The sequence below is a fragment of the Gelidibacter sp. genome (assembly GCF_039916245.1).
In the GTDB taxonomy this organism is placed as follows: Bacteria; Bacteroidota; Bacteroidia; order Flavobacteriales; family Flavobacteriaceae; genus Gelidibacter.
The window spans coordinates 1-12,566 of record NZ_JBDSLS010000149.1; the positions used below are offsets into that span (position 1 = coordinate 1).

Below are 12,566 nucleotides of genomic sequence, written 5' to 3' on the forward strand. Positions count from 1 at the left end.
TTAGCATCTCAAATTTTAAAGAGTGGAACAAGTATTGGAGCGAATACAAGGGAAGCACAAAGAGGGGTAAGCACAAAGGACTTTAAAAATAAATTTGGAATTGCCCTTAAAGAGGCTGACGAGACCAAATATTGGTTAGAAATTCTTGAAGCAACAGGAAGAGACGTACCAAAGGACCTTAAGGATAAGTGTGAAGAGCTAATTAGAATTTTAGTTGCAATCATTAAAAACTCATAACTCTGCACTCATAACTCATAACTTGAAAAATGGCAAACTTAAAAGAAATACGTAACAGAATTACATCGGTGTCTTCAACGATGCAGATTACCAGTGCCATGAAAATGGTATCTGCTGCAAAGTTAAAGAGGGCTCAAGATGCTATTACTGCAATGCGTCCGTATGCTGATAAATTAACGGATTTATTACAAAGCTTGAGCGCAACTTTAGATGCAGATGCTGGAAGTAAATTTGCAGACCAACGCGTTGTAAATAAAGTTTTGTTGGTATCCATCACTTCCAACAGAGGTTTGGCAGGAGCATTCAACTCTAATATTATCAAAGAGACGAATCGGTTGATAAAAGAAGAATATGCTGGTAAGGAAGTCTCTATTTTAGCAATAGGAAAAAAGTCGAATGACGCTTTTAATAAAAGCAACAGAGTGATTGCCAACAGAAGTGAAATTTATGATGATTTGACTTTTGATAATGTAGCGGAGATAGCTCAGTTCTTAATGGATAGTTTTACACAAAATCAATCAGATAAAATTGTTTTGGTGTATAACAAATTTAAGAATGCTGCCACTCAAGAAATCATGACCGAACAATTTTTACCAATTGTTCCGATGGAAAAAGATGAAGATATTCAATTGGACTACATTTTTGAACCCTCAAAAATTGAAATCGTTGAGCAGTTGATTCCAAAGTCTTTGAAAACACAGCTGTATAAGGCCATTAGAGACTCCTTTGCGTCTGAACATGGTGCACGTATGACTGCGATGCATAAAGCAACAGACAACGCAACAGAATTGAGAGACGAATTGAAATTAACTTATAACAAAGCACGTCAAGCCTCTATTACTAACGAAATCCTAGAGATTGTTGGTGGAGCAGAAGCGCTTAATAATTAAATATAAAAAGTATTTAACTGGAGATTTTTGAAGGTTCTATATCAAAAAACCAAACCCAACTTTAACGAGTTGGGTTTTTTTGTGTAACATTTTTACGGTTTTGTATCTAAAGGGAAAGAATCATTAAAAATATACATTATGAACATTATTAGATGCATTGTTTGGATCACTATTAGCGTGATCAGTTTGTCATTATCCGCTCAAAATAAGGCTTTTGAGGTCAAGGTTTCGGGAAAAGGTGAACCTCTATTGTTTTTTCCTGGTTTTACATGTCCCGGCGAAGTTTGGGACGATCTCGTTTTGGAATTAGCTAAAACGAATGAATGTCATGTCTTTACTTTTGCTGGTTTTGGAAATGTTTCGCCAATTGAGAAACCGTGGCTGCCAAAAATAAAAGAAGAAATCTCCCAATACATTACAAAGAAGACTTTACAAAAGGCGACGATTGTGGGTCACAGTTTAGGTGGCGCTTTGGGATTATGGTTGGCTTCTGAATCGACTTTCGATTTCAATAAAATCATTGTTGTGGATGCGTTGGCTTCAACAGGTGCCTTAATGATGCCTGATTTCAATAGTGAAGCCATCGTTTATGATAATCCTTTTAATCAAACACTTTTGGACATGGACGCTAAAAGCTTTGAACTCATGGCGGACCAAATGGTCCTTGGAATGGCCTTAAATAAGGAGAAGCATGAATTGCTTAAATCATGGATCTTAAACACTGATCGTGAAACCTATGTTTACGGATACACCGATTTACTTAAATTAGACTTACGTAAAGTGCTCGCTCAAATCAAAGTTCCAGTGACAATTTTGGCTGCCACTCAACCATACGGCAAGGAAAACGTCAAAAAGACTTATAAAGATCAATATAAAAATCTTGACAAGTACTCTATCAAATTCGCCGATGAATCGGCACATTTTATCATGTTTGATCAACCAGAATGGCTATTAGCCAACATCATCGAAGAACTTAAATAAAAAATGAAGCTACAAGTGTCAAAGTTTGAAGAGATTTATAATGCAAATTATTCCGTTGTATTTCGGATTTGCCAAGGTTACACCAATGGTGATGAGGCATTATCAAAAGATTTGGCACAGGAAGTTTTTATAAAGGTTTGGGAAAACTTAGCATCTTTTAGGAACGAATCGAGCATTTCAACATGGATCTATAGAATTACAGTCAATTGTTGTTTGCTTGAACTTCGTAATAAGAAATCAGTTGCCATTGAACCTCATTTAAGCCATTTGGAACACACCGAAACTAATTTTACAGATCATCGCGAAGTTCAGTTAAAACAAATGCATCAATGCATCAGTAAATTGAAAACGGAAAACAAAAGTATCATCTTACTCGAACTGGAAGGGTTGCCTCAAAAAGAGATTGCCGATATCATGGGATTAAGCCATGAAACCATTAGAGTAAGAATCCACAGAATAAAAAATGAATTGATTAAATGTGTTAAATTATGAAAACATTCGACGATTTGAAATCACAATGGCAAGAGCAAGCCCTTCCAGAAACCCCAAAAGATGGCTCTAAGTTAGTTTTAAAGAAGATTGATTTTCTTCAGAGTAAACACCGCATCACCAATCGTGTTCTTTTAACCACAGTATTGGTTTTGATAGGCTTTTTCTTTTATATCAATGCCTATAAGTACATGGTGGTAACCGTGGGCTTATTATTAATGATTGGCACTCTTTTAATCAGAGTGTCTATTGAATATTTTAGTATTCGAAATCTTAAGAAGCTCAATGTCACAAAAGATGCTATAGCTTTTAAAGCGGATATGATTGCGTATTATAAAGCCCGTCTCAAAACGCATTATATCGCAACGCCCATCATTATCTTCTTTTACGCGGTTGGTTTCTACTTATTGCTACCTTCGTTTAAACAAAGCCTCTCCAAAGGCTTTTACACCTATGTTTGGGTGTCGGCAATAGTACTATTGTTTATAATAGGGTTTTTCATTGGGAGGGAAATAAAAAAAGAATTGGGCATCTTAAAAAAGATAACCTAATTGAAAGCTTGAGGTCGCACTTAAGAATGTTTTCCCTGTCTTTCAAATCGTGAGAAGGGAACTTTTTTAAAATTAAAAGAATTATTGAAATGGAAGCCTATAACCATCTGAAGTATCAAAGTAAATGACCGTATGGCATCACTTGTAATTAGGATTTTAAAACAGTAATTTTGCAACTCAACTTTTGAAGCTTGGGTACGATAAAAACCTTTTTTAAGGACACAATAATTTATGGTTTGGCGACCGTTTTGCCCAGACTCATGAATTTTATTTTAGTGCCACTTCACACTGGGAAATTAGTAACCTCAAGTTATTCTGATAACACCGAGTTTTATGTCTATGCGGCATTTTTTAACGTGCTGCTTACGTACGGAATGGAAACCGCTTTTTTTAGGTTTTTTAATCTGAGTAAAGAAAAAGATAAAGTGTTTTCGACCACCCTGATCAGTCTTACGGTGTCAACGTTAGTGTTTTTAGGACTGGTTCTGATGTTTAATGAGCAATTGGCTATTCTGGTCAATTTGAAGCAAACCTATTTTAACCTATTGATCGGAGTGTTGGTATTGGATGCTCTGGTGGTAGCGCCTTTCGCCTATTTAAGAGCGACGGGCCGACCGATAAAGTTTACCGCCATTAAACTGTCAAATATTGTAGTTTATGTAATTCTGAATTACTTTTTTTTATGGGCCATTCCCGAATTTGGTATTGAATTTCCGGGATACAACCCGAATGATCTCGTGCAATATATTTTTATTGCAAACCTTTTAGCAAGCATTACCACCTTGTTACTATTATCGCCCTATTTCTTTAAGACAAAGCTCCAATTCAGTGTGGACATTTTTAAAGAAATGCTAAAATATGGATGGCCAATTATGGTAGCAGGTTTGGCCTATGTGATCAACGAGAATTTCGATAAATGGTTGTTGCCAGAAATGTTAGGGAAATCGATTAATGGCGCTTATAGTGGGTGTTACAAAATTGCGGTTTTTATGACTATTTTTATTCAAGCATTTCGACTTGGTGCAGAACCTTTCTTTTTTAATCATGCGAAAGAAATAAATGCTAAAGAAACCTATGCGAGAATCATGAAATATTTTGTGATTTGTGGGAGTTTAATGTTTGTTTTTACCGTTGCCTATATCAACATTTTTAAAGAGCTCATTGTAAGAGATCCTTCTTATTGGATTGCGATTGATATCATCCCAATAGTACTTTTAGCAAACCTTTTCTTAGGCATCTATTTTAATTTGGGTATTTGGTATAAGCTCACCGACAAAACGCGATATGGAATGTATATTTCAATAGTTGGAGCTGTGATAACCATTGCTTTTAATTACATCATGATCCCCAAAATAGGCTTCATAGCATCTGCATGGGCAACATTAATTGCTTATGGAGCCATGATGCTGATGTCTTATCAAATAGGCAGAAAATATTATCCAGTGCCTTATGATATAAATCGGATTGGTAGCTATCTTGGTTTGGCAACGTTAATTTCTGCACTCTCTTATTACGGGTTTAATGAAAATTACTATGTGAGTACTCTATTAGTTTTAGTATTTTTAGGGATAGTTTTCCTACTTGAAAAGAATGAAATCAAACAATTAACTAGAAAATAGCCAAAACCTCTCAGCCCCGACGCATCGGTTTCAAAACCTGAAAGGATTTTATTAAGATCTATAAAATAAAAATTAAATCACACGAATCCCTCGAACTATATATACAATCATTCGTGAATTCGTGGCAAAAAAATAATTATGACAATCAAAATCATCAACACATCGAATCACGACTTACCTAACTATGAAACCATAGCTTCGGCAGGAATGGATTTACGGGCTAACTTATCTGAATCAAGAATCTTAAAGCCTTTAGAGCGCAGCATTGTAGGGACAGGTTTATTTATTGAACTTCCTATCGGATATGAAGCACAGGTAAGACCACGCAGCGGACTTGCAGCCAAAAAAGGAATTACCGTTTTGAATGCTCCAGGAACCATTGATGCCGATTATCGCGGTGAAATTGGCGTCATCTTGGTCAATTTGTCCAATGAAGATTTCGAAGTCGTCAACGGCGAACGCATCGCACAATTGATCATTGCCAAACACGAACGCGCGGAATGGCTTTCGGTAGAAAACCTTTCTGACACAGTGCGTGGTGAAGGCGGATTTGGGAGTACTGGGAATAAGTAATTCCACCCAATCCTCCCAAAGGAAGGGAGCAATAATAGAAATATAGGAAAGTAATTGCTCATTTTTAAGGAGAAAATGGAGTGAAATATTTATAATAAAAAGATTTCCGCCTTCGCGGAAATGAAAATAAAGATTTTCAATGAAAATAATCGTACCAATGGCAGGACGTGGTTCACGTTTGCGCCCACACACCTTAACAGTTCCAAAACCACTGATTCCAGTGGCAGGACAACCTATTGTGCATCGTTTGGTTAAAGATATCGCCAAGGTATTAGCTCAGCCTATCGAAGAAATCGCTTTTATTTTGGGCGATCCAGCATTCTTTGGAGATGATGTGGTTGAGAGTTTGAAGGATTTGGCTACAGGATTAGGCGCCAAAGCTTCTATCTACCGTCAAGATCGACCTTTGGGTACGGGTCATGCCATTATGTGTGCGAAAAACTCACTTTCAGGACCTGCAGTTATCGCTTATGCCGATACTTTGATTAGAGCCGATTTTAATCTCGATCCAAATGCTGACGCGGTTATTTGGGTAAAACAAGTAGACCATCCAGAAGCTTATGGTGTTGTTAAATTAAACGACAAAAAAGAAATCGTCGAGCTGGTAGAAAAGCCAAAGGATTTTGTGAGCGATTTGGCTGTTATCGGGATATACTACTTCAAGGATGTGAGCGTTCTTAAACAGGAGTTACAACATGTATTGGATAACAACATCATTCATGGTGGCGAATATCAAATCAATGATGGTATTAAAGGCATGATGGCCAAAGGCAAAATCTTTAAAACAGGCGAAGTCGAAGAGTGGATGGATTGCGGAAATAAAGCGGTTACTGTGGAAACCAACACTAGAATGTTAGGGTTTTTGCAAGCCGATGGCGAAGAACAAATGATTGCGACTTCAGTGACTTTTGATAATTCAAGGATTATTGAACCGTGTTTTATTGGCGAAAATGTCGTCCTTAAAAATGCGACCATAGGCCCAAATGTATCTATTGGTAACCATTGCACGATTTCAGATTCAACCATTAAAAACAGTTTGATCCAAACACACAGCACAATAAAAAATGCTGATTTAGATGATGCAATGATTGGGAATCATGTGGAGTATGATGGCAATTTTAAGACGGTTAGTATTGGGGATTATTCTGTTTTAAGCTAAAACTCCTGCGAAGGCAGGAGTCTCAGGTTGAAAAGCCAATTCGTCGAATTAGCCAGAAACTTTTAGCTCCAAAGAAGTTAATTAGGTCAAATAAAATTCAATTTTAAAATTAAGTTCAATCAACCCAAATCAATCCATCAAAAAACATTAGTGCATCCTTGTCAAAAAAATGAAACATAAATTCCACATATTAATCCTTATTTTAGGAATGTTATACATTCCGCAAACCACTTATGCCCAAGTTGATTTCAACCAAAAACCAACAGACGACCTAGGGAATGTTGAAGACCAGTTCCAAGAACACTTTTTTGAAGCTTTAAAGCAACAAGGCATTGAAAATTACCAACGTGCCATTGATGAACTTTTAAAATGCAAAAAACTGGATGACAAACCAGTAATATATTTTGAATTGGGCAAGAATTATAACAAGCTCAAAAATTTTGGCGCGGCCGAGGAAGCTCTAAAGAAAGCCGTTTCCAAAGAACCTGATAACGAATGGTTTTTGGATGAGCTTTATGAAGTCTATAATCAACAAGGCGATACCAAAAAAGCTATAAAAACAGTCCAGCAATTAGTCAAATACCATCCCGATTACCGACAGGATTTGGCATCTTTATACATCAAAAATAAAGATTATAAGAGCGCTTTAAAGTTGTTGGACGAATTGGATAAAGAGTTTGGAATTAATGCGGACCGGGATTATTTAAGAAATCAGGTCTATAATATTACGGGGCGTGATGAAGATCGGATTGAAAATTTAGTGGAACGTCTCAATAAAAATCCTGAAAACGAAACCAATTATCTGACGCTTATTTACAGATACAGCGAAACTGGAGAAACTGAAAAGGCATTTGAAACCGCTCAAAAATTATTGCAGGTCTATCCCGATTCTAAACTGGTGCATTTGGCATTATACAAGTTCTATTTAAATAAAAATGAAACTGAGAATGCTATTTCTTCAATGAAAACAGCTTTGTCGGCTCCAGAGATCAATGCAGATGCCAAAACCAAAGTGCTCAATGACTTTATCATTTTTGTTTCCAAACATCCGGAATATGAAAAGGATCTTATCGATATCACAGCGATGGTAGATGGGAATAAAAGCTTTCAAACCTTGGTTGAACTAGCGCAATACTATCTAAAAGTTGAAGATAAAGAAAAGGCCTTAATGTATTTTGAAGAGTCTTTAAAACTGGAGCCAAATAACTTTGCGGTCATTAAAGATGTGCTTTTGCTTCAAATTGATTTAAATCAAGATGAAAAAGCGATTGCAAAAAGCCAGCAAGCCTTGGACTTATTTCCGGCACAACCTATTTTATATCTGATAAAAGGCGTAGCCCATAATAAGTTAAAACAGGGAGAAAAGGCGATTGAAAGTTTAGAAACAGGCTTGGATTATATTATTGATGACCCAAAAATGCAAGCCGATTTTTATGTCCAACTCAGTGTTGCCTATAAGCTCACTAATAATAATTCCAAATCAGAAACGTTTGCAAAAAAGGCGGCTGCGTTAACAAAACAAAATTAATGAGACTTTATAAACTAAGTGTATTACTACTTATATTGGGTTTGAGTGTGGGTTGTAGATCTACCAAAACCTTAATCTCCGGTGCGGAAATTGACAAGAGCTTGACCGCAAAACAGATTATCAGAGAAAATAGCAAACAAGAGGTGCGCTTTAAAACCTTGCAAGCCAAAGTGCGTGTAGATTATACGGAGGGGAATTCCAGCAATGGTGCTACCGTAAATTTAAGAATTGAAAAAGATAAAGTCATTTGGATGAGTGCGCCATTGGGATTAGCACGTTTGATGATTACGCAGGACAGTGTCCGGTTTTATGAAAAGCTCAACAATCAGTATTTTGATGGCGATTTTTCATTGTTGACAAAAATTTTGGGCACTGATATTAACTTTGAAAAAATACAGAATATCCTTCTTGCAGAACCTATTTTTAATTTAAAAGATGACACTTATGTCATGGTTCCCAATGAAGAATCCTATGTATTGCAACCTAAGGATCAACGTGCTTTATTTGAATTGTTCTTTTTGATCAATCCGGGGTTTTTTAAATTGGATTCCCAACAGTTGTTTCAACCTTCAGAAAAACGAATGCTTCAGATAGATTACAAGAAATATCAAGAGGTAAGCAAGCAAATTTTTCCTGAAAACATTCGTATTATTGCATTGGAAAAAAATAATGAAATCATTATTGACCTCGATTTTAAAGCGATAACTTTAAATGGTGAGGTTCGTTTTCCATTTAGCATTCCGTCCGGATATAAAGAAATTGAACTTGAATAATGCGCTACCAACCTAATATATTCCGATTGATCTTACTTTTTAGCTTGTGCACCTTCGCTTTGAATGCACAAAGCAAGAAGCAGCAGGAGTTGGAGGCCAGGCGTCAATCCATACTCTCCGAAATCCGGCAAATCAACAACCTGATTGCTTCTAAAAAACAAGAGGAAAAGACCATAATCTCTACGGTTGAAGATTTGAACTATAAGGTTAATGTGCGTAAAAATCTCATCAAAGTCACGAATGACCAAGCTAATTTATTAACAAGGGAAATCAATACCAACCAAAAACAGATTAGCACTCTGCGCGATCAATTGAAATATTTAAAGGAAGATTACGCTGCTATGGTGGTCAAATCCTATAAAAGCAAATCAGAACAAAGTCGTGTCATGTTTTTGCTCTCGTCTGAGAATTTTAAACAGGCTTACAAGCGACTTCAGTACATTCGGCAATATACAGACTACCAAAAGGAGCAAGGCGAGGAAATCACTCGTAAAACAGAACAGCTTCAGCAATTGAATACCACTTTGCTCCAACAGAAGAAGGACAAGGACAAATTGTTGGAAGAAAACCGAGTGGCAAAGCAAAAGTTGGAAGACGATGTCAAAGAGCATGAAAAACTTGTGGCTTCAGTAAGAAAAAACATGACTGCTTATGCATCTCAGGTAAAATCCAAACAACAGGAAGCTGATCGTATTGACCGCGAAATCGAAAAATTGATTAGAGAAGCCATTGCAGCATCTAATAAAAAAGCAGGGAAATCTGAAACCACTTCTAAAGGATTTGCGTTGACGCCAGAAGCCAGAGCATTGGAAGCGAGTTTTGAGGCTAATAAAGGCAAATTGCCTTGGCCGGTACGCACGGGAGTGATCAAGGTAAGGTACGGCAAGCAACGCTCGTCTATTGATAATACTATTGAAATCAACAGTAGTGGTATTCGTATTGCAACCGATAAAAATGCGAAAGCAAGAGCCGTATTTAATGGCGAAGTGTTGGCTGTTCAAGGTACAAAAACCGGAAATCCTTGGGTTTTGATTCAGCATGGTAACTACATTACCGTGTACAAAAATCTTTCAAAAGTGTATGTCGTCAAGGGCGATAAGGTAACTACCAATCAAGATATCGGCGAGGTTTTTACCGACCAAACTACTGGAGAAAGCATGTTGTGGTTCTCTGTTTATAGAGACTCCAAGTTTCAAGATCCGTCCATTTGGATTGTGAGATAAATTTGTAGGAACAAATCTTTTGTGTTGCGTGACTTCATTTTATGCCATTGTTGGTGTTTTCCACCAACAATCCACATGACTTAATTTTCTTAATGCCTTCATGGTTTAAAAAAAATATAACCATTAAGAAAGAGATTAAGGAATTAAGGGCATTAAGAGTCTAGTTAATAATATAATGGCTAATACTTACCATTATTGGTGTTTTCCACCAACCATTCTTCTTAACAAAGCCTTACATTACTCAAACAAAGCCTTCAGTTCCGTAGCATCATGAGGCTTCATTTTCCCAGCCAATACCAAACTCAATTGTTTGCGTCGTAAAGCCGCGTTAAAACGGTCTTTTTCCAAATCAGTTTCTGGAACAATCTCGTCGATTGGCGTTGGGCGCCCAGTTTCATCGACAGCAACAAAGGTATAAATGGCTTCATTAGCCAAGGATCTTACTCCAGATTCTCGGTCTTCAATCCAAACATCAATATATACCTCCATAGAGGTTTTAAAGGCTCTAGAAACCTTTGCTTCCACAGTGACCACACTTCCTAAAGGAATAACTCTATTAAACGCAACATGATTAACCGAAGCAGTCACAACAATACGTCGGCTGTGGCGTCTGGCAGCAATACTTGCAGCTCTGTCCATACGCGCCAAGAGTTCCCCTCCAAACAAATTATTAAGCGGATTGGTTTCGCTTGGAAGTACCAAATCGGTCATTATACAGACAGAATCATTGGGATGTTTGGGTTGCATTGCTTGTGTTTTTTAATTGTGGTGCAAAGATAGGTTGGATTTGGGATTTTTTTCCACGAATGCACGAATAATGATAAAGTGTTCTTGAAAAATATAACGATAGTTGTTTCTGATATGCTAATGGTTGTCAGTGTTTTTCAACAAGTACACGAACCATTCTATCAAATGGAATGAATTAAAAAACGAGAAAATTCTTTGAAGTGAGGAGTAGACTTTCTATTATGAATTCAGAAGCATCAATCAGCAATCTGAAATCATCATTCAACAATCTATTATTCCAACTCCCTTACCAACAACCAAGCTTCCTTGTTGTAGTTTTGACGAATATCACGCAAAGCATTTAGAGCTTCATTTCCGGTTTCATAACTAGAATAGACCACTTCATGCAATCCGTACTTATTGACGCCTATTTTACGAGCTTTAAATCCGAGTGCTTGTAGTTCTTCAACTTTGGAGTTGGAGTTTTCCTCAACTCTATAAGCACCAGCAATAATATGATATTTGCCTTGTTGTTTTTCAACATTCAAGGTTGCCGCAGGTAATGGATTTTCAATAACGAAAGTAGCTTCTTGCACTTTGGCATCCAATTGTTCAGAAGCAGCTTCTTGAGCTAATTGGTTATGAGTTTCAACTTGATTGCCATAATAGTTGGAGACGGCAAAACCACCAGCAGTCAACGCAATAAGTGCTACTGCAGCATATTTAAGATAAGGTCTTGCAGTGGTTGAGTCTCTCGAAATTCGTCTTTCAGGAGTGATGTGGATAGGAATGATATCCTCAAGCGTTTCTACTTGTTGCTTATAAACTTCACGATTAATGTTAGAAGTTTTAAATTCAGAAAGACCAAAAGCTTCCGTTAAGAAATTGCTATTGTTAGACGGTTCAAAAACAATCTTTCCGTCGCTATTTAATATTAAATCGCCAATAGAGCTAAAACTTAAAGTCTCGCCTTCGTTCAAAAATGATTTGATCGACTTGACTTGTTTGCTGATTTTCTGAACAGCAATTTCATAAGGAATCTTTTCGGCGTCGGCAATATAACTGGCCAATAAGCCATCATTATGTTGCAATTGCTCATTGAATGAAATCACTTTTTTAGGCGGAAAAAAAGTATTATTGCTTTCATCAATGGTAGCAGAGACACGTTTGGTCAAAAAAGCACCAAATTCCGGAATCGTCACGCAGTCGTAACGGTAGAGTAAATCGCTTATGTAAGTTTCTATATGCATCGAAACAAAGTTACTAATTTTTGATTTTGGGGGAAATTAAACCACTACTATTTATTAACATTGCTTAAGTTTAGGTAGTTTTCCCTCTTAATCAATCAGATAGATGTCAGATCAGGACTTAATTTATGTTCTTGCCTTGCAAAATGTCCCGAAAATAGGGGACATTACGGCCAAAAAGCTGATCGCCCACTGCGGATCTGCGGAAGCGGTGTTGAAAGAAAAGAAACATCTTCTACTAAAAATCGACGGCATTGGGAGCAGTATGTTGCAAGATGTATATAATAAAATTCATTTGTTGGCTGCGGAAGCCGAATTGAAATTCATCAAAGAGAATGCTATTACATGTTTGTATTTTATGGACGCCAATTATCCTGAAAAATTAAAACATTGTATCGACGGCCCGATTCTTCTATTTCAATCGGGACAGGTTGATTTAAAAAAGCAACGGCTCATCAGTATTGTAGGCACTCGAAAGATTACGTCTTCAGGCGTCGCATTTTGTGAACAATTGATAGAACAATTAGCGGTTTTCAATCCTGTGATTATTTCAGGATTTGCTTATGGCAC

14 protein-coding genes are annotated in these 12,566 nt (G+C 36.9%); 12 read left to right on the plus strand and 2 right to left on the minus strand.

All coding sequences use genetic code 11. The features are described 5' to 3' along the window. The 11 genes from ABIQ28_RS07675 to ABIQ28_RS07725 form a co-directional block, all read left to right on the plus strand. On the plus strand, positions 1-237 hold a 237-nt coding region (locus tag ABIQ28_RS07675; RefSeq protein ID WP_348036301.1), incomplete at its 5' end, for a four helix bundle protein. A 29-nt stretch (positions 238-266) separates the two neighbouring features. After that, complete coding sequence (gene atpG, locus ABIQ28_RS07680) at positions 267-1,127, plus strand: ATP synthase F1 subunit gamma (protein WP_348036302.1); 861 nt, start codon at positions 267-269, stop codon at positions 1,125-1,127. A 138-nt stretch (positions 1,128-1,265) separates the two neighbouring features. Then, positions 1,266-2,108, plus strand: a complete 843-nt coding sequence (locus ABIQ28_RS07685; protein ID WP_348036303.1) for an alpha/beta hydrolase — start codon at positions 1,266-1,268, stop codon at positions 2,106-2,108. A gap of 3 nt (positions 2,109-2,111) precedes the next feature. Further along, entirely contained in the window at positions 2,112-2,600 is a 489-nt protein-coding gene (locus ABIQ28_RS07690; protein WP_348036304.1) for a sigma-70 family RNA polymerase sigma factor, read from the plus strand. Beyond that, the gene (locus ABIQ28_RS07695) at positions 2,597-3,148 is read left to right on the plus strand and encodes a hypothetical protein (RefSeq protein WP_348036305.1); all 552 of its coding nucleotides are present in this window, start codon (positions 2,597-2,599) and stop codon (positions 3,146-3,148) included. The genes ABIQ28_RS07690 and ABIQ28_RS07695 overlap by 4 nt, the downstream gene beginning before the upstream one ends. 191 nt (positions 3,149-3,339) lie before the next feature. Then, the gene (locus ABIQ28_RS07700; protein ID WP_348036306.1) at positions 3,340-4,767 is read left to right on the plus strand and encodes a polysaccharide biosynthesis C-terminal domain-containing protein; all 1,428 of its coding nucleotides are present in this window, start codon (positions 3,340-3,342) and stop codon (positions 4,765-4,767) included. Positions 4,768-4,905: 138 nt separating this feature from the next. Then, positions 4,906-5,340, plus strand: a complete 435-nt coding sequence (dut, locus tag ABIQ28_RS07705) for a dUTP diphosphatase (protein ID WP_348036307.1) — start codon at positions 4,906-4,908, stop codon at positions 5,338-5,340. Positions 5,341-5,479: 139 nt separating this feature from the next. Beyond that, complete coding sequence (locus ABIQ28_RS07710; RefSeq protein WP_348036308.1) at positions 5,480-6,499, plus strand: sugar phosphate nucleotidyltransferase; 1,020 nt, start codon at positions 5,480-5,482, stop codon at positions 6,497-6,499. Positions 6,500-6,668: 169 nt separating this feature from the next. Next, positions 6,669-8,027 (plus strand): tetratricopeptide repeat protein, encoded by a 1,359-nt coding sequence (locus tag ABIQ28_RS07715; protein ID WP_348036309.1) that lies wholly within the window; start codon positions 6,669-6,671, stop codon positions 8,025-8,027. Beyond that, positions 8,027-8,800 carry a DUF4292 domain-containing protein gene (locus ABIQ28_RS07720; protein ID WP_348036310.1) on the plus strand — a complete coding sequence of 258 codons (774 nt, stop codon included), beginning with the start codon at positions 8,027-8,029 and terminating at the stop codon, positions 8,798-8,800. The genes ABIQ28_RS07715 and ABIQ28_RS07720 overlap by 1 nt, the downstream gene beginning before the upstream one ends. A 26-nt stretch (positions 8,801-8,826) precedes the next feature. Next, positions 8,827-10,023: a peptidoglycan DD-metalloendopeptidase family protein gene (locus ABIQ28_RS07725; protein ID WP_348036311.1), complete on the plus strand. Its 1,197-nt coding sequence runs from the start codon at positions 8,827-8,829 to the stop codon at positions 10,021-10,023. A gap of 237 nt (positions 10,024-10,260) precedes the next feature. Here the strand turns inward: ABIQ28_RS07725 and ABIQ28_RS07730 are convergent, their stop codons facing one another. After that, complete coding sequence (locus ABIQ28_RS07730) at positions 10,261-10,770, minus strand: acyl-CoA thioesterase (RefSeq protein WP_348036312.1); 510 nt, start codon at positions 10,768-10,770, stop codon at positions 10,261-10,263. A 272-nt stretch (positions 10,771-11,042) separates the two neighbouring features. Then, positions 11,043-11,999 carry an SPOR domain-containing protein gene (locus ABIQ28_RS07735; RefSeq protein ID WP_348036313.1) on the minus strand — a complete coding sequence of 319 codons (957 nt, stop codon included), beginning with the start codon at positions 11,997-11,999 and terminating at the stop codon, positions 11,043-11,045. A 103-nt stretch (positions 12,000-12,102) separates the two neighbouring features. Between ABIQ28_RS07735 and ABIQ28_RS07740 the strand changes: the two genes are divergently transcribed. Further along, positions 12,103-12,566, plus strand: a 464-nt coding sequence (locus ABIQ28_RS07740; protein WP_348036314.1) for a DNA-processing protein DprA, incomplete at its 3' end; no start/stop codon positions are given.